The sequence below is a fragment of the Azoarcus olearius genome, from assembly GCF_001682385.1.
Lineage (GTDB): Bacteria > Pseudomonadota > Gammaproteobacteria > Burkholderiales > Rhodocyclaceae > Azoarcus > Azoarcus olearius.
Map to the genome: position 1 here is coordinate 3,019,142 of NZ_CP016210.1, position 16,799 is coordinate 3,035,940.

Below are 16,799 nucleotides of genomic sequence, written 5' to 3' on the forward strand. Positions count from 1 at the left end.
GAACGCCCCGGCTTTCGGCCCGCTCAGGCTTCGCCGGCGTCCGCCACCCCGGCCAGCGCAACGCCGACCACGCTGATGCGGTTGCGCCCCAGCCGCTTGGCCTCGTACAGGCCGTCGTCGGCCAGGCGCACCGCGTCGTCCTGGCTGGGGTGGGCGGACACGGCGCGGCCGACGCCGATGGAAAGCGTCACCTGGCCGACCTCGGGCGCCGCAGCGCCCTCCACAGCCGCGCGGATCTTCTCGGCAACCACGGCCGCGGCGTCGATATCGGTGTTGGGCAACAGCACCAGGAACTCCTCGCCGCCGACGCGGGCGACGAAGTCGGTGATGCGCAGGCTCGACCGGATCACCCCCGCCACGTGGCGCAGCACCGCGTCGCCCACCGCATGGCCGTGACCATCGTTGATGCGCTTGAAGAAGTCGATGTCGGCCATCAGCACCGCATAGGGCACCAAGGACCGCTTCATGCGCAGGAATTCCTCGGTCAGGTGCTCGTTGGCCGCCAGCCGGTTGGGCAGCCCGGTCAGCGCGTCGCGCCGCGCAAGCTGCGCCAGCTCGGCGTTGAGGCGCTGCAGTTCGGCGGTGCGTTCGGCCACCTTCTGCTCCAGCGCGAGGTTGCTCAGCTCCAGCGAGTGCTTGCGGCTGACCAGCGTGGAGGCCATGCCGCGCATCGCTTCCACCAGCTTCACCACCTCGGCGCTGGTGCCGCGCACCTCGAGCGCGAGATGCTCCTCGCCCTGCTGGATGCGCTTGGCGAGCCCGGCGAGTTGCACCAGCGGCCGGCTCATGCGGCCGGCGCTCCACCACGCGAGCGCCAGAAATGCCACCGCGGCGCCCAGCGCCACGCACACCACGAGCTCCTGCAGCGCGCGCAGGTCCGCCATCGCGCGCTCACGCGGCTGGCGCACCACCACCGACCAGCCCAGCGGTTGCCCGTCAACCGGTTCGCGCACGTTTACCCGCGCACTCAGAAACGAGGTGCTGCTGCCCCAGGTGTCGAAGGAATACGCGGTGTGGGTACTCACCGCCGCCGGAACGGCATCGACCGGCAGGTCGCGTTCGGGAAAGATGATCTTGCCGTCGCGGTTTACCAGGAACACCTCGATCTGCTTTTCGGCGGCGTTGCGCGGCATCACCGCGGCCACCACGTCGGCCGCCCAGCGCCAGTGCGCGTGCGCCGCAACCACGCCGCGCAAGACGCCCTGCTCGTCATACACCGGCGCGGCGAAGTCGATGAAGCGCACCGGCCCCTCGCCCGGCGGAACCTGCAGCAGCTTGGTCAGCAGCACGGCCTCGTGCACGTCGCCGAGGAAGGAGCCCAGCAGCCCGCCGCCAAACCACGGCCGCTGCGCCACGCTCTGGCCCACCAGCATGTCGCCCGAGGCGGCACGCACCACGCCCTGCGTGTCTGCCAGGCCGATCCATGAATAGTGCGGGTAGGAGTTCTTCAGCGCCTCGATGCCGGTGCGCAGGTCGGCCCCATCCAGCGGCCCGCGGCGGAAGCTGGGGCGCTGCGCCAGCAGGTCGATCTCGCGCTTGCGCTCATTGAGGTTCTCGGCGACCACCATCGCCACCGCGCCAGCCAGTTCGTGCAGCGCCTGACCGCGGTCGCGCACCAATTGCTGGGCATGGACGTGGTCGATGTAGAAATAGGTCGGCAGCCCCACGAGCAGCGCCAGTGCGCCGAACAGGGCGGCAAGCTGGTTCTGGAGCGAGCGGGGCAGGACGTTCATGGGCGACGCGGGATTGGCGGTGCGCCCTTATACACCCGTTTAACCCCTACGACTTCAGTACTATTGCCACCCTCCCCCGCAAGATGCTTGAAATAAAAGGTGGCGTGACGCATTTCACGCCGCGTTTGGCCGCCGGCCCGGGATTGCGGGGGATCAGGGCAGGCGCGTGCTCACGCACTGGATTTCCGCCAGCGCCTTGCTGCCGGCGCCTACGGTCTGGCAGGCGACGATGCGCCGCGACGAAGGCTCGTGCAGCCACACGGTGCTGCTGTTGCCACTGGCCGCGGTGCCGATCGGCTGGTAGCTGGGCGCCACGTCGATCTGCGAGCGCGCGGGCGACGCCGCGGCCACGGCGAGAACCAGACCGGCAACGCCGGCCACGATGGAAAAGCGGACGTAATTCGGACGCATGTTGTCTCCCTGACGGGCCGCGGCGCAGCCCGGATGAATTGACCGTGGAGGCGGCCGCGCGGCCGCTTCCGGCGCTGCTCAGGCGTGGCCGGCGTGCGCTTCGTCGTAACGCGCCAGCGTAACGCCGGCTGCGGCGAGGTTTTCGCGCAAATGCTTGAGTTCCGGCTTGGGAATCTCGTTGCCGTGGTGCGGATGGTGCACGAAGAACTCGCGCCGGTTCAACAGCACCCGGAAGCGCGCGCCATGGCTCGGCTCTACCTCCGCGCCAAGATGGCGCAGCAGCGATTCCACCTCGCGCCACTGGATGTTGCTGGCGATCGGCTCGTGGAAGATGGCCTGCAGGACGTTGCGATGCTTGTGGCTCATGTCGCCCTCCCTCGGTGGGGGCACCGGCGTCGAAGGCCGCGGTACCCGACACTCCGTTATATGTGCTGCAGCCGTCGGCGGCCAGCCGCGCAGCGGCGGCAGGTTCGGCATGAGGATGGGAAGCGCCGCCCCACCGCGTTAGCATTCGGCATATCCGCCTGGAGATTACCCAATGCCACGCCCCCGCCACCGCGAACATCACCGCACCGAACGCATCGGCTGGCTGCGCGCCGCGGTGCTCGGCGCCAACGACGGCATCGTCTCCACCGCCAGCCTGATGGTGGGCGTGGCGGCGGCCAATGCGGACCGCGCCGGGCTGATGCTGGCCGGCGTTGCGGCGCTGGTGGCAGGCGCGATGTCGATGGCGGCCGGCGAGTACGTGTCGGTCAGCTCCCAGGCCGACACCGAGGCGGCCGATCTCGCGCGCGAACGCACCGAACTGGCGACGCAGTCCGAAGCCGAGCACCGCGAGCTGGCGGCGATCTACGTCTCGCGCGGGCTGACGCCCGATCTTGCCACCCAGGTGGCGCGCCAGCTGATGGCGCACGACGCGCTCGCCGCCCACGCCCGCGACGAACTCGGCATCTCGCCGCAAGCCGCGGCGCGGCCGGTGCAGGCCGCGCTCACCTCGGCGCTCACGTTCTCGGTCGGCGCGGCGCTGCCGCTGCTCACCGCGGTGGCGACACCCACCCACCTCGTGGTGCCGACGGTAACGGCAAGTTCGCTGGTCTGCCTGGTCGCGCTCGGCGCGCTGGCGGCGCGCGCGGGCCGGGCGCCGGTGCTGATTGCCGCCGCCCGGGTAGGTTTCTGGGGTGCGCTGGCCATGGGACTGACCGCCGCGGTGGGCCGCGCATTCGGCACCGCGCTATGACTTAAGGCCGAGGGAACAAAGATTTCCCTCGGTTTCCGGCGGCCGATCTGCGAAAATCCGCCGTCTTCATTTCCGGCAGTCCGGTCGCACCGGCGACGCGTGCCCCGCAGGCAGCAGCGCCGACCGGCGACCCGCTCTTATGATTCAACTGTTCAGCAGTTACGACCCCTGGCTGATCCTCAGCCTCGTCCTCGCGCTCGGCTTCGTCCTTGCCTTCGAATTCATCAACGGCTTTCACGACACCGCCAACGCCGTCGCCACGGTGATCTACACCCGCGCGATGCCGCCCTACCTGGCGGTGATCGCCTCCGGCATCTTCAACTTCCTCGGCGTACTGCTCGGCGGTGTCGGCGTGGCCTATGCCATCGTGCACCTGCTGCCGGTGGAACTGCTGATCGACACCGACACCGGCCGCGGGCTGGCGATGGTGTTCTCGCTGCTCACCGCGGCGATCGCGTGGAACCTGGGCACCTGGTACCTCGGCATCCCCGCGTCCAGCTCGCATACGCTGATCGGCTCCATCCTGGGCGTGGGCCTCGCCAACGCGATGATCACCGACATCGGCGTCGCCGAAGGGGTGAACTGGCAGAAAGCGATCGACATCGGCCTGTCGCTGATCGCGTCGCCGATGGCCGGCTTCGCGGTGGCGGGGCTGATCCTGCTGCTCTTGAAGTGGAAAAAGCCGCATTCGTCGATGCACCGCACGCCCGAATTCCGCATGGGCGAGGTCGGCAAGAAGCACCCGCCGTTCTGGGCCCGGCTGGTGCTGGTGCTGTCGGCGATGGGGGTGAGCTTCGTGCACGGCTCCAACGACGGCCAGAAAGGCATCGGCCTGATCATGCTGGTGCTGATCGGCATCGTGCCTGCGCACTTCGTGCTCAACCTCAACAGCAGCGCCTACGACATCAGCCGCACGCGCGATGCCGCGATGCACCTGAGCGAGTTCTACCAGCGCAATGCCGGCTCGCTGTCCGACTACCTCGCGCTGGGCAAATCCAACGGCGGCGACCTGCCGACCAAGTTCCGCTGCGACCCGACCCAGACCGAGATCACGATCGCCGCGCTGCAACGCAATCTCGACGGCGTGACGCGTTACGAGGACATGCCCGAGCAGGCGGGTGGACGCCCGCCGCTACCTGCTGTGCCTGGACGACACTGCGCGCAAGGTCTCCAAGCTCGCCTACCTGCCCGCGGCCGAGAAGGCGGACCTCAACCGCCTGCGCAAGGACCTGACCTCCTCCACCGAATACGCGCCCTTCTGGGTGGTGGTGGCGGTGGCGCTGGCCCTGGGCATCGGCACCATGATCGGCTGGAAGCGGGTGGTGCTGACCGTGGGCGAGAAGATCGGCAAGGAAGGCATGACCTACGCGCAGGGCATGAGCGCGCAGGTCACCGCGGCGGCGGCCATCGGCATGGCCAACGTGTTCTCGCTGCCGGTGTCGACCACCCACGTGCTGTCGTCCGGGGTGGCCGGCACCATGGTTGCCAACCGCAGCGGCCTGCAGAGCCAGACGGTGAGCAACATCCTGCTCGCCTGGGTGCTGACGCTGCCGATCTCGATGGGCCTTGCTGCCGGCCTGTACTGGCTGGCGTGGCGCACCTTCATCGCCTGACCGCGTAATACGGGGCCGCGCAGCGCCGCGGCCCTAGCCCTTGCCGTCGCCGAACAGCGCCGCCACCCGCTTCTCGATCTCGGCCGGGAGCAGGTCTTCCTTGTGGCTGGCGACGAACCACATGTGGCCGAACGGGTCTTCCAGCGTGCCGCTGCGGTCGCCGTAGAACTGGTCCTTGGGCTCGCTGATCGCGCGCGCGCCCGCGGCCACCGCCTGCGCATACACCGCGTCCACGTCCTCCACGTACAGATGCAGCCCCACGCTGGAACCGCCCAGCGTGCGCGGGCTGCGCGCCACCCCCTGCTCGCAGCCATCGGCCAGCATGATGGTGCTGTCGCCGATGCGCAGCTCCGCATGGCCCACCGAGCCGTCGGGCAGCGCCAGCCGGAACTGCTCGGTGGCGCCGAAGGCGCGGCGGTAGAAGTCGATCGCGGCGGCGGCGCCGTCAATGCTCAGGTAGGGGGTGATGCTGCGGTATCCCTCGGGGATCGGTTTGATGTCCATCGGTGCGCTCCTCCTGCAGCGGGCATGCGGCCGGCGCCGCCGCCCATCCCTGTTTTCTAGCCCAGCGGGGCGGTGAAGGACAGGCCGCGCCGGCTTGGCAGCGCACCGCGGGGGCCGCGATAATCCCCTGCTTCCCCCTGTGGCCGGCCGCATGGACACCACCCGCTCCCCCGCTCCGCCCGCCACCGTGCTGCTGTTCGGCCTGGTGTTCGTCGAAGGTTTCGCCTCGCTCGGCGCGGAAATCATCGCGCTGCGTCGGCTGGTGCCCCACCTGGGCAGCGCGATCACCGTCACCGCGCCCACCATCGGCTTCTTCCTGCTCGCGCTGGCGCTCGGCTATCACGCCGGCGGCCGCGTCGACGGTGGATTTCTCGAGCGCGTGCGGCGCAATTTCCTGATCGCGGCGGCGCTGGCCGGCGCGGGGTTGGCCGGGCCGGTGGTGGATGCCCTGTTCGCCCACGTCGCGCCGCCGCTGCTGGCCTATCTGCTGTTCATCGGTCTCGTGCTGTGCCCCATCGCCTGGCTGCTCGGCCAGACGGTGCCGATCCTGACCAACCTGCTGCGCCACGAGCGCGCGGGCGCGCGCAGCGGTGCCGCGCTGTACTGGTCCACGCTCGGCTCCTTCCTCGGTTCGCTGCTGCTGTCGCTGGGGGTGATGCAATGGCTGGGGGTGGCGGCAGCGGTGGTGCTGTGCGCGCTCCTGCTGCTGGCGGTGCTGACGCCGCGGGCGGGTCTGGCGGCCCGGGGCCTCGTGCTGGCGGCCGCGGCCGCCACGCTGGCGCTCAACCTGTGGCTGCCCCAGCAGCGCGAAACCGCCTACGCGACCTACCGCGTGGCGCCGGCGGCGCTGGCGGGCATGGACGAGGCCCGCGTGATGTGGATCAACAACTCCGCCGCCTCGCTGATCGACCGCAGCGAACCGCCGCGCTACGCGCGCTACATCACGCGCTTGCGCACCATCCTGCGCGACGAACTCGGCTGGCGCGGCAAACGCATCCTGGTGCTGGGCGCGGGCGGCTTCACGCTGTCGCACCGCGAACCCGCCAACGACTACCTCTACGTCGATATCGACCCCGCGGTGCGTGAGCTGGCCGAGCGCGAGTTCCTCGGCGAGCCGATCAACGGCCGCTTCGTCGCCGCCGACGCGCGCCGCTTCGTTGCCGACAGCGAGGAACGCTTCGACGCCGTGGTGGTGGATGCCTACAGCGCGCTCACCAGCGTGCCGGCCCACCTGGTCACCCGCGAGTTCTGGCGCGACACGCGCCGCGTGCTGGCGGACGACGGCCTGCTGTTCGTCAACCTCATCGTCGACAACCGGCTCGCCACGCCTTACGCGCGCAATCTGCTCGCCACGCTGCAATCGGTCTATGGGCCCTGCGCGGTCGAAATCCTGTTCCGCGACCGGCCGCAGGGCAATGTGCTGGTGCAGTGCTTTGCCGGCCCGCCGCCCGCGGCCACCGTCTACACCGATGAACTCAACCGCGCCGACCTCGACCTGTTCGAGGCGCGCCGCAAGACGCCGTGACCGAACTCAAGACCCTGCTGCTTTTCCTCGCCACCGCGGTGGCCGAAATCGTCGGCTGCTACCTGCCCTACCGCTGGCTGCGCGAGGACGGCAGCGCCTGGCTGCTGCTGCCGGCGGCCGCCAGCCTGGCCCTGTTCGCTTGGCTGCTGACGCTGCACCCGGCCGCGTCGGGCCGCATCTACGCCGCCTACGGTGGGGTGTACGTGTTCGTCGCGGTGCTGTGGCTGTGGGGCGTGGACGGCGTGCGTCCCACCGTGTGGGACATCACCGGCTCGCTGATTGCGCTGTGCGGCATGGCGGTGATCATGTTCGCGCCCGGTGGAGACTGAGCCCGCCACTGTCCGGGCACCCCGGTACATTTGATCGAGCTCATTTGTCGTGCCGCAGTGCGGCAGTAGAATGCCGGGTTTTAAGCCGAACCGACAGGATCCCGCAGTCATGGCAGCGTACATCACGGAAAAAGTCCTCAGCGTGCATCACTGGAACGACACCTTGTTCTCGTTCACCACCACGCGCGACCGCGCGCTGCGTTTCGAGAACGGGCAGTTCGTGATGATCGGCCTGGAGGTCAACGGCCGCCCGCTGACGCGCGCCTACAGCATCGCCAGCCCCAACTACGAGGAACATCTGGAGTTCTTCAGCATCAAGGTGCCGGACGGCCCGCTCACCTCGCGCCTGCAGCACCTGCAGCCGGGCGACGAGCTGCTGGTGTCGCGCAAGCCCACCGGCACGCTGGTGCTGTCCGACCTGCTGCCGGGCAAGCATCTCTACCTGTTCTCCACCGGCACCGGGCTGGCGCCCTTCATGAGCGTGATCCGCGACCTCGACGTGTACGACCGCTTCGAGAAGATCGTGCTGATCCACGGCGTGCGCTACGTCAGCGAAGTGGCCTACGAGCACTACATCACCCACGAGCTGCCGCAGCACGAGTTCCTGGGCGAAATGGTGAAGGAGAAGCTGATCTACTACCCCACGGTCACCCGCGAACCCTTCCGCAACCAGGGCCGCTTCACCGACCTGATCGAAAGCGGCAAGCTGTTCGAGGACATCGGCCTGCCGCCGCTCGATCCGGCGGTGGACCGGGTGATGATCTGCGGCAGCGCGGCGATGCTGAAAAGCTCGCGCGAATTGCTCGACCGCCGCGGTTTCCGCATGTCCAAGCGCATCGGCGACGCCGGCGACTACGTGATCGAGCACGCCTTCGTCGAAAAGTAAGGCCGCGCCGCGGCGCGGTTTTTGAATCTTCCGCCGTCGCCTGCCTCATACCGGAAAGCCGCCGCGTGGCGCGGCGGCGCCCTGACGAGGCCTACGCAATGCAAACCCGCTACAGCGAAACCGCGCCGGACCGCGCCGAACTCGACGCGCTCGGCGGCCCCGTGCTGGTCGAATTCGGCACCAACTGGTGCGGCTTCTGCCGTGCCGCGCAAGCCCCGCTGGCACAGGCATATGCCGACCACCCCGAGGTCCGCCACGTCAAGGTGGAAGACGGACCGGGGCGCCGCCTGGGACGCAGCTTCGGCGTGAAGCTGTGGCCCACGCTGGTGTTCATGCGCGACGGCAAGGAGCTTGCGCGCGTGGTGCGCCCGGTCGATGCCAGCGAAATCGCGGACGGCTTCGCCCGCATCGACCCGCCCGCGGCCTGATTCCGCGCCGCTGCCCGCCGCCGCATCCGCTCGGCGCGGGCAGGGCCGCGCTGGCGCCACCCCGCGCGCTGGACTATCACCAGAAACGAGACGTGCCGCCCGGCCGTCGCCCGCCAAGGTGCCCGCCGATGTCCAGGACGCTCCTCCTCGCCGCCACCCACCTCGTCGCACTGGGCGCCGGCTTCGCGCTCGGCGTCTATGCCCTGCCGCTGCTCACCGCCCCGCCCGCCCCCAGCGACGTCGAGCTGGCCACGGTCGCCGGCCAGGCCGGCTTCAGCGGCGAGTTCCGCCGCGACCTGAAGGACAGCGACGCGCTGCACTGGGGCGAGGGCCGTGTTTCGGTGGGCACCCACACGATCGCGCTGCAGGGGCGGCTGGCCCCCGGGCCGGACTACAAGCTCTACCTGTCGCCGGAGTTCGTCGAAACAGAAGCCGACTTCCAGCGCCTCAAACCGCAGATGGTGCGCGTGGGCGACGTACGCACCTTCGACAACTTCATCGTCACCGTTCCGCCCGGCGTGGATGTCGGCCGCTACACCACCGCGATCGTCTGGTGCGAGGCCTTCAGCCAGTTCATCACCGCCGCCCGCTACCGCTGACCCGGAGGACACCATGCCACTGACCCTGACCTCGCCTGCCTTCGGCCCCGGCGGGAACATTCCGCCCCGCCACACCTGCGACGACCGCGACACCTCGCCCGAACTCGCCTGGAGCGGCGTGCCCGAAGCCGCGCGCAGTCTGGTACTGATCGTCGACGACCCCGACGCCCCCGATCCCGCGGCGCCGAAGATGACCTGGGTGCACTGGCTGCTGTACAACCTGCCGGCGGATGTGCACGGACTGGCGGAGAACGTGGCCGAAGCCGATCTGCCGACCGGCACGCTGCAGGGCATCAACGACTGGAAGCGCACCGGCTACGGCGGCCCCTGCCCGCCGATCGGTCGCCACCGCTACTTCCACAAGCTGTACGCGCTCGACACCCGCCTGCCCGACCTGCACCAACCCACCAAGGCCGCTCTGGAGCAGGCGATGCAGGGACATGTGCTGGAGCGGGCGGAGCTGATGGGGTATTACCAGCGGGGGCATTGACGCCTGCTGTCCGCAGCGCCCCGGCCGGCGCTTCGCCGGCGCCCACCGCGCCCGCCGGGCGCACGCGCCGTGCCTGGTGCGTTCCTTGCAACCTCATCGGAACCAGCGTTCAGATGGGCGATTCTTGTCGTGTTCCTGTCAATTCACCCCACCAAGTCTGCCTGCCCCAGTCGGGATACGGGGCATGCCTGACAACAGCTACGCCGCGGCCGGCGCGGACGAATGGGTCATCTGGAATGGCGAGCACGGCCTGGTGACCACCGCAACGCTCGGCCACGTGGAAGCCGGGCCCGATGGCCGACGCGCCTGGCTGGAAGAACCCTTCGACATGGTCGGTCCGTTCGACCTCGACGAACTCGAGGCCCGCGGCCGCATCGCCTTCGCCGCCTGCATCGTCATGTCGCGCCAGCGCTGGCAGGACGACCAGGTGGAATTGCGGCGCGAGTCCCTGCACCTGCGCCGCGCCGCGCAGCAGCGCATGAACGAGGAATTCGCGCGCTTCGCGGGACGACGCCAAGGCCGGCAGGAGGCCCCCCGCCAGCCGGCGGACGAGCGCCCCCATCGCGAGGCGCTGGGCCTGCCCGCCAGCGGCAGGCTGGAACGACGCCAGGTCAATGCCGCCTTCCGCCGGCTCGCCCAGAAGGCGCATCCCGACGTCGGCGGCAGTCACGAACAGTTCGTGCGCATCACCAAGGCACGCGAAGTCCTGCTCGACACCCTTTCCTGACCGAAGCCCGAGGGCCGGCCTGCATCACGCTCGCGGGTGTCTCGCCTGGCCGGCTTCTGCGGATCGGGCGCCTGTTGCGTCAGCGGAATGCACGTCGCCCCTGACGGGATCGTCACGGATTTCCGCGAACGCATCCTCCGGGTGCACCGCCAGCCGGCCCCGCCTGACCGCAAGGCTGCGCGGCCAGCGGGCGCAGCGGCTATCATTGTGCCCCTGCCACGCGGCCGCCGCGGGCACTGAACAACGGAGAACAACATGGCCTCATCCCCGGATAACGTCAGCATGGCGCTGTTCTGCGACTTCGAAAACGTCGCGCTGGGCGTGCGGGATGCGAAGTACGACAAGTTCGACATCAAGCGCGTGCTCGAACGCCTGCTGCTCAAGGGCAGCATCGTGGTCAAGAAGGCCTATTGCGACTGGGAGCGCTACAAGGGCTTCAAGGCGGCGATGCACGAAGCCAACTTCGAACTGATCGAAATCCCCCACGTACGCCAGTCCGGCAAGAACTCGGCCGACATCCGGCTGGTGGTCGATGCGCTAGACCTCTGCTACACCAAGGCCCACGTCAATACCTTCGTCATCATCTCGGGCGATTCCGACTTCTCCCCGCTGGTCTCCAAGCTGCGCGAAAACGCCAAGCAGGTGATCGGCGTCGGCGTGAAGCAATCGACCTCCGACCTGCTGATCGCCAACTGCGACGAATTCATCTTCTACGACGACCTGGTGCGCGAGTCCCAGCCCGCCGCCGCGCGCCGCGAGGCCAGCGAGGCCCAGCCGGCCACCCGCCGCTCGCCGGAAGAGGAAAAGCGCCGCAAGGAAGAGCTGGCGGCACGCAAGAGCCAGGCGATCGAGTTCGCGGTGGAAACCTTCGAGGCGCTGCTCGCCGAACGCGGCGACAGCGGCAAGATCTGGGCGTCGATGCTCAAGGAGGCGATCAAGCGCCGCAAGCCGGGCTTCAACGAGACCTACTACGGCTTCCGGGCCTTCGGCAACCTGCTGGAGGAAGCGCAGGCGCGCGGTCTGCTGGAGTTCGGCCGCGACGAGAAGTCCGGCGCCTATGTCTATCGCAGCAACGCGGTGCCGGCGGTTGCTGCGGTGGCGGAATCGGCCCACGACGCCCCCGCCCCGGCGCATTCCCACGAGCCCGCTGCGCCCGCGAGTACCGACATCACGGTCGACGCTGCCGCCGAGACCGCGGGGGCGGTGCCCGCCCCTGCCGAACGTCCGGCGCCGCGCCGGCCCCGCCCCGGCGAAGCCCGCAGCGCCAAGAAGTCCGCCAAGCAGGTGATCGAACCGCCCGCGGCGCCGGAAGCCGCCGCGCAGCCCGCAGGCCGCCGCCGCGGTCGCCGTGGCAACGGCACCACGCTGACCGAAGGCGCCCCGGCGCCGGTGGTGGTGGAGATTGCGGCAGAACCGCCGCGTGCGTCCGAGCGGCCCGCCGAAGTGGTGTTCGTGGTGGCGCCGGCCGAAGAAACGCCGGCTCAGGAAGCTGCGGCGCCAAAGGGCAATCGTCGCCGTGGCGGACAGCGCAAGGCCGGCACCCCGGCAGAAGCGCCTGCCCCGGCGGCAGCGGAAACGGCCGCCGCCAAAACGGCACCCGCCCCGGCCCCCAATGAGGAAGGCGCCGCGGACAAGCCGGCGCGCAAACCAGCCGCGCGGCGCCGCCCGCGCAAGACCGAAACGCCGCCCGAAGCCGCGTAAAGCCGACAGCAACCGCGCCTGCGCCGCACCCTCGGCCCGGCGCGGGCGCGGCAGGTTGGCGCAGCCGCCTCAGCCGGGTTGCTTGACGATGCGCAGGTAGGGCTTGGGCGCTTTCCAGCCCTGCGGGAAGAGTTTCTTCGCGTCGTCGTCGGACACCGAGCCGGCGATGATCACGTCCTCGCCATGCTTCCAGTTCACCGGGGTCGCCACCTTGTGCGCCGCGGTGAGTTGCATCGAATCGAGCACCCGCAGGATTTCGTCGAAGTTGCGGCCGGTGGTCATCGGATAGGTCAGCATCAGCTTGATGCGCTTGTCCGGGCCGATCACGAACACCGAGCGCACGGTGGCGTTGTTGGCCGGGGTGCGGCCTTCGGAGGTGCCCGGTTCTTCAGCCGGCAGCATGTTGTAGAGCTTGGCCACTTCCAGATTGGGGTCGCCGATCATCGGGTAGGCCGGCAGATAGCCCTGGGTTTCCTCGATGTCCTTCGCCCACCGTGCGTGGTTGTCCACCGGGTCCACGCTCAGCCCGATGATCTTGCAGTTGCGCCGGCGGAATTCCGGCTCGATCTTGGCCATGTAGCCCAGCTCGGTGGTGCACACCGGGGTGAAGTCCTTGGGATGCGAGAACAGGATGGCCCAGCCGTCGCCGATCCAGTCATGGAAGCGGATGGTGCCCTGGGTGGTTTCGGCGGTGAAGTCGGGGGCGATATCGTTGATGCGCAGCGACATGGTGGTCTCCTCCTCTGTTGTGCGCGACCGTGGATCGGTTCTCCCCTCGGTATAGGTCCGCCCTCCGCGCTTGCCAAGGCAGCGAAAGCGAACGCGCACGAAACCCGCGCGCGGCCCCGATGCTCCAACCGGCATCCTGAACCTGCCGGACCCGAACATGCCGCACCCGCCCAAGCTCAGCGATTTTGTCGAACTTGCCGCCGCCGAATACCTGCGCGACACCGGGCGCGTCGATCTCGACGCGCGCTGGATCGCCGCCTACTTTGCCGATAGCGGCGTCACCGACGCCTATCCGCTGCAGGACCTGATCGCCTTCAGCGCGCTGGTGCAAAAGGCGTTGGACAACCGCGCACAACGGGCGGAAAAGGTGGCGCGCCATCACCTCGAGCGCATCGCGCGGCGTCGGCGCCGCCCCTGAGGCAGCTTGCTAGCCCCGTCCGCCCAGGCGACGGGCCACGATGTCGAAGCGCAGGCGCAGCGCATCCTGAACCTGCAGCGCGCCACCCAGCACCGACAGCGGCGTGATGCCGAAATCGCTCTGTCGTAGCGTGAAATCGCCGCTGACCCGCAGGTTGCCCCCTGTTTCCACCAGCACCGCCGGCACCGCCAGCTCGCGCGTCACGCCGTGCAGCGTGATCGCCGTGGCGAGGATGACCGGCCGCCTGTCCGTCCGGGCTTCGCCGGACTCCGCCGGTTTCAACCCGTCCACCCGCAGCGTGAGATAGGGGAACTGCGGCGCGTCCAGCACGCGCTCCAGCATGTTGCGGCGGGTGCCGGCAATCGCCTCCTCGCCCGGGCGGGTGTCGAAGCCCGCCGCGGCGCGCAGCTCCGGCTCATCGACCACCAACTGGTCGAGCCGCAGGTAAAGATCGGCACGACCGGCGGCGGCATCCACCCAGCCGCGCAGATCGTGGCTGGCGACAACGTGGTCGTGACCCGCAAAGGCGAGCCGTCCTCCCCGCCTCACCTCCACGACGCCAAGCGAGGCCGCGGCGTCCACCCGGTGGATCGACCGGCCGGCCTCTAGGGCGCGCAGGTAGTCGCGCTCCGGAAAGCCGGCTGGCGCCGACGCATCCGGCGCCACCGTCACCGGCACCGGCCGCGGGGCGCATGCCGCCAGCGTCACTGCGAACAGCAGCGCAATCCGCATCGAACGGGACAAACCGGGGTGGCGCGGGCGTGGCGCGCGAAGCGAGGAGATGAACATGGCGGCAGCGGCGGCAAAGGCAACACCCGCAACTTAGCGCCTGCACGACATCGATGCCAGCAGGGTAGGACCGCGACCAGTGTCAATCCACGATACAAAAACCGCGGCGCCTGAGCCGGCGCCCCACCGACCCCGCCATCTATAAATCAAGGAAGGAGCGACGCGGCGCACGCCGCACGATCAAAACACAGGCTCCCGACATCACCCCAGGAGACACGCATGAGAATCCCATATCCCCTCCGCCTCGCCGCCATCGCTGCTGCGCTGAATGCCGGCACCGCGCTTGCGCTCCAGAACGAGGGCTCGCCCCCGCACCCGTTCCGCGCTGCAAGCGCCGACGCCACGAAGACCTGGCCGGCGGGCGCCCTCCTCGCGCAGACTAATCGCACCGGCCCTGGCACCACGACGCCCGGTGGAACCACGACGCCCGGTGGAACCACCACGCCCGGTGGAACGACCACGCCCGGCGGAACGACAACACCCGGCGGAACGACCACGCCTGGTGGGACGATGACGCCCGGCGGAACGACGACGCCCGGTGGAACGACAACACCCGGTGGAACGACCACGCCCGGTGGAACGACGACACCCGGCGGAACGACAACACCCGGCGGAACCATGACGCCCGGCGGAACGACCACGCCTGGTGGGACGATGACGCCCGGCGGAACAACCACGCCCGGAGGGACGATGACGCCCAATGGCACGACAACGCCCGGCGGAACGATGACGCCCAGCGCACCGGGAAGCTCCACCCCTGGCGGAACCACCGCCCCGCGCGGCGGCCAGCGCGGAACGACGACGCCCGGCGGGACGACGACTCCGGGCGGAACCGGCGGCTCGACCAGCCCCGGCACCGGCACTGGCGGTAGCGGAACGAGCGGTGGCGGGACCGGCGGTGGCATGGGCGGCGGCCGCTAGCACACTCCGGAACACCCCGCTCAACGCCCCGCCCAAACCGGCGGTTGCACTGCAACCGCCGGTTTGCGTTTCCCCCTCCCGCTTCCCGTCGCTCCCGGCGCGGGCGACCGCTGCGCAGCCCCGCGCGGCGGATTCCTCTCTCCACGCCCCTCAGGTCAGGTTCCAGCTTAATTCGTTCGATTCCGATATTTAAATCGAAAAACTACGATATATAATTCGACTCAACGCGATACACGCTGCGTGGCCGATACATGGATCTCGACGAAATCATCAAGGCGCTGGCGCACCCCGTCCGGCGCGACATCCTGCGCTGGCTCAAGGAGCCGGAAAAGCACTTTGCCGACCAGGAGCATCCGCTGGAGGTCGGCGTGTGCGCCGGCAAGTTCGAGCGCTGCGGCCTCTCCCAATCCACCGTATCCACCCATCTCGCGGTCCTGCAGCGCGCCGAACTGGTCACCACGCGCCGGATCGGGCAGTGGGTGTTCTACAAACGCAACGAAGACACCATCGCTGAATTCCTGCGCCAGATCGGCAGCGAGCTTTGACCGCGCACCGCCCCCTTCCCCTGCCCACGTTACGGAGAACCCCCACACCATGACGACCCTGTTCGACCCGATCGCCGCCGGCGACCTCCAGCTCGCCAACCGAATCGCCATGGCGCCGCTCACCCGCAACCGTGCCCCGAATGCGGTGCCGGCCGCGATCACCGCCACCTACTACGCCCAGCGCGCCAGCGCGGGTCTGCTGATCAGCGAGGCAACGGCGATCAGCCAGCAGGGCCAGGGTTATGCCGACGTGCCGGGCCTGTATGGCGCCGACCAGATCGCGGGCTGGAAGAAGGTGACCGACGCGGTGCACGCGGCCGGCGGCAGGATCGTCGTCCAGCTGTGGCACGTGGGCCGCGTCTCGCACACCTCGCTGCAGCCTGGCGGCGCCGCGCCGGTGGCACCGTCGGCCATTGCCGCCCATACCAAGACCTACATCATCGAAGCCGACGGCAAGGGCAGCTTCGTGCCCACCTCCACCCCGCGCGCGCTGGATATCGAAGAGCTGCCCGGCATCGTCGAAGACTACCGGCGTGCAGCCCGCGCCGCGATCGAAGCGGGCTTCGACGGCGTCGAAGTGCACGCCGCCAACGGCTACCTGATCGACCAGTTCCTGCGCGCCGGCAGCAACAAGCGCACCGACGCCTACGGCGGCAGCATCGAGAACCGCACCCGCCTGCTGGTGGAGGTGATGGAAGCGATCACCGCCGAGATCGGCGCCAGCCGCACCGGCATCCGCATCTCGCCGGTCACCCCGGCCAATGACATCGCCGACCCCGATCCGCAGCCGCTGTTCACCCACGTGGTGGAGCAACTCGCGCGCTGGCCGCTCGCCTACGTCCATGTCATCGAAGGCGCCACCGGGGGCGCGCGCGACTTCCAGCAGGGCGACCAGCCCTTCGACTACGCCGCGCTGCGCGCCGCCTACCAGGCCGCCGGCGGCAAGGCCGCGTGGATGGTGAACAACGGCTACACCCGCGAACTGGCGGAAGCGGCGGTGGCAGAAGGCCGCGCCGACATCGTCGCCTTCGGCAAGGCATTCATCTCCAACCCGGACCTCGTCGTGCGCCTTCGCGAGAAGGTTGCGCTGAATCCGTGGGACACCACCACCTTCTACGGTGGCGGCGAAAAGGGCTATCTCGACTATCCCACGCTGGGCTGAGCGCCGCCCGGCCGGGAGCCGGGCGGGATACGCTGAAGCGCCGTGCGGCGGC

Annotated in this window: 19 protein-coding genes and 1 pseudogene; 14 read left to right on the top strand and 6 right to left on the bottom strand. The window is 69.4% G+C overall.

Annotation, left to right across the window (positions count from 1 at the left end):
- Positions 1–23: 23 nt before the first annotated feature.
- The 3 genes from dqs_RS13765 to dqs_RS13775 all read right to left on the bottom strand — a co-directional run bounded on the left by dqs_RS13765 (position 24) and on the right by dqs_RS13775 (position 2,510).
- On the bottom strand, positions 24–1,733 hold the full coding sequence (locus tag dqs_RS13765; RefSeq protein ID WP_065340857.1) for a sensor domain-containing diguanylate cyclase: 1,710 nt from the start codon (positions 1,731–1,733) through the stop codon (positions 24–26).
- A gap of 153 nt (positions 1,734–1,886) precedes the next feature.
- A complete protein-coding gene (locus dqs_RS13770) occupies positions 1,887–2,144 on the bottom strand; it encodes a hypothetical protein (protein ID WP_065340858.1) in 258 nt (85 codons plus the stop codon).
- 78 nt (positions 2,145–2,222) lie between these two features.
- Entirely contained in the window at positions 2,223–2,510 is a 288-nt protein-coding gene (locus tag dqs_RS13775; RefSeq protein ID WP_041642639.1) for a type II toxin-antitoxin system HicA family toxin, read from the bottom strand.
- Positions 2,511–2,682: 172 nt separating this feature from the next.
- On the opposite strand from dqs_RS13775, the gene dqs_RS13780 reads away from it, so the two are divergent.
- The 3 genes and pseudogenes from dqs_RS13780 (at position 2,683) to dqs_RS21285 (ending at position 4,994) form a co-directional block, all read left to right on the top strand.
- Positions 2,683–3,381 (top strand): VIT1/CCC1 transporter family protein, encoded by a 699-nt coding sequence (locus dqs_RS13780; protein ID WP_065340859.1) that lies wholly within the window; start codon positions 2,683–2,685, stop codon positions 3,379–3,381.
- 280 nt (positions 3,382–3,661) lie between these two features.
- A pseudogene (locus dqs_RS21280) lies at positions 3,662–4,183 on the top strand (inorganic phosphate transporter); the annotation flags it as partial.
- Between the two features lie 472 nt (positions 4,184–4,655).
- Positions 4,656–4,994 (top strand): inorganic phosphate transporter, encoded by a 339-nt coding sequence (locus dqs_RS21285; protein WP_236778764.1) that lies wholly within the window; start codon positions 4,656–4,658, stop codon positions 4,992–4,994.
- Between the two features lie 33 nt (positions 4,995–5,027).
- Here the strand turns inward: dqs_RS21285 and dqs_RS13790 are convergent, their stop codons facing one another.
- The gene (locus dqs_RS13790) at positions 5,028–5,498 is read right to left on the bottom strand and encodes a VOC family protein (RefSeq protein WP_065340860.1); all 471 of its coding nucleotides are present in this window, start codon (positions 5,496–5,498) and stop codon (positions 5,028–5,030) included.
- Positions 5,499–5,649: 151 nt separating this feature from the next.
- Here dqs_RS13790 and dqs_RS13795 point away from each other — a divergent pair, with 151 nt between their 5' ends.
- The 8 genes from dqs_RS13795 to dqs_RS13830 all read left to right on the top strand — a co-directional run bounded on the left by dqs_RS13795 (position 5,650) and on the right by dqs_RS13830 (position 12,183).
- The gene (locus dqs_RS13795; RefSeq protein WP_065340861.1) at positions 5,650–7,023 is read left to right on the top strand and encodes a fused MFS/spermidine synthase; all 1,374 of its coding nucleotides are present in this window, start codon (positions 5,650–5,652) and stop codon (positions 7,021–7,023) included.
- Positions 7,020–7,352, top strand: a complete 333-nt coding sequence (locus tag dqs_RS13800; protein WP_065340862.1) for a YnfA family protein — start codon at positions 7,020–7,022, stop codon at positions 7,350–7,352. Before dqs_RS13795 ends, dqs_RS13800 begins: the two co-directional genes overlap by 4 nt.
- 109 nt (positions 7,353–7,461) lie before the next feature.
- Positions 7,462–8,238, top strand: a complete 777-nt coding sequence (locus dqs_RS13805) for a ferredoxin--NADP reductase (RefSeq protein WP_065340863.1) — start codon at positions 7,462–7,464, stop codon at positions 8,236–8,238.
- A 98-nt stretch (positions 8,239–8,336) separates the two neighbouring features.
- A complete protein-coding gene (locus dqs_RS13810; RefSeq protein WP_065340864.1) occupies positions 8,337–8,666 on the top strand; it encodes a thioredoxin family protein in 330 nt (109 codons plus the stop codon).
- A gap of 128 nt (positions 8,667–8,794) precedes the next feature.
- Positions 8,795–9,265 (top strand): DM13 domain-containing protein, encoded by a 471-nt coding sequence (locus dqs_RS13815; RefSeq protein WP_011766386.1) that lies wholly within the window; start codon positions 8,795–8,797, stop codon positions 9,263–9,265.
- 13 nt (positions 9,266–9,278) lie between these two features.
- Positions 9,279–9,755, top strand: coding sequence for a YbhB/YbcL family Raf kinase inhibitor-like protein (locus dqs_RS13820; protein WP_065340865.1), 477 nt, complete (start codon positions 9,279–9,281; stop codon positions 9,753–9,755).
- Between the two features lie 184 nt (positions 9,756–9,939).
- The gene (locus dqs_RS13825) at positions 9,940–10,482 is read left to right on the top strand and encodes a J domain-containing protein (RefSeq protein WP_011766388.1); all 543 of its coding nucleotides are present in this window, start codon (positions 9,940–9,942) and stop codon (positions 10,480–10,482) included.
- Between the two features lie 255 nt (positions 10,483–10,737).
- Positions 10,738–12,183 carry an NYN domain-containing protein gene (locus dqs_RS13830; protein ID WP_065340866.1) on the top strand — a complete coding sequence of 482 codons (1,446 nt, stop codon included), beginning with the start codon at positions 10,738–10,740 and terminating at the stop codon, positions 12,181–12,183.
- A gap of 69 nt (positions 12,184–12,252) precedes the next feature.
- Here dqs_RS13830 and dqs_RS13835 read toward each other — a convergent pair whose 3' ends face one another.
- Positions 12,253–12,912: a peroxiredoxin gene (locus dqs_RS13835; protein WP_065340867.1), complete on the bottom strand. Its 660-nt coding sequence runs from the start codon at positions 12,910–12,912 to the stop codon at positions 12,253–12,255.
- Positions 12,913–13,069: 157 nt separating this feature from the next.
- Here dqs_RS13835 and dqs_RS13840 point away from each other — a divergent pair, with 157 nt between their 5' ends.
- Positions 13,070–13,330, top strand: coding sequence for a hypothetical protein (locus dqs_RS13840; RefSeq protein ID WP_041642644.1), 261 nt, complete (start codon positions 13,070–13,072; stop codon positions 13,328–13,330).
- Between the two features lie 9 nt (positions 13,331–13,339).
- Here the strand turns inward: dqs_RS13840 and dqs_RS13845 are convergent, their stop codons facing one another.
- Positions 13,340–14,062, bottom strand: coding sequence for a YceI family protein (locus dqs_RS13845; RefSeq protein WP_157108193.1), 723 nt, complete (start codon positions 14,060–14,062; stop codon positions 13,340–13,342).
- A 1,229-nt stretch (positions 14,063–15,291) separates the two neighbouring features.
- Between dqs_RS13845 and dqs_RS13850 the strand changes: the two genes are divergently transcribed.
- Together dqs_RS13850 and dqs_RS13855 are read left to right on the top strand one after the other, a co-directional pair.
- Entirely contained in the window at positions 15,292–15,585 is a 294-nt protein-coding gene (locus tag dqs_RS13850) for an ArsR/SmtB family transcription factor (RefSeq protein ID WP_011766394.1), read from the top strand.
- A 49-nt stretch (positions 15,586–15,634) separates the two neighbouring features.
- Positions 15,635–16,747, top strand: a complete 1,113-nt coding sequence (locus dqs_RS13855; RefSeq protein WP_065340869.1) for an alkene reductase — start codon at positions 15,635–15,637, stop codon at positions 16,745–16,747.
- Positions 16,748–16,799: the final 52 nt, after the last annotated feature.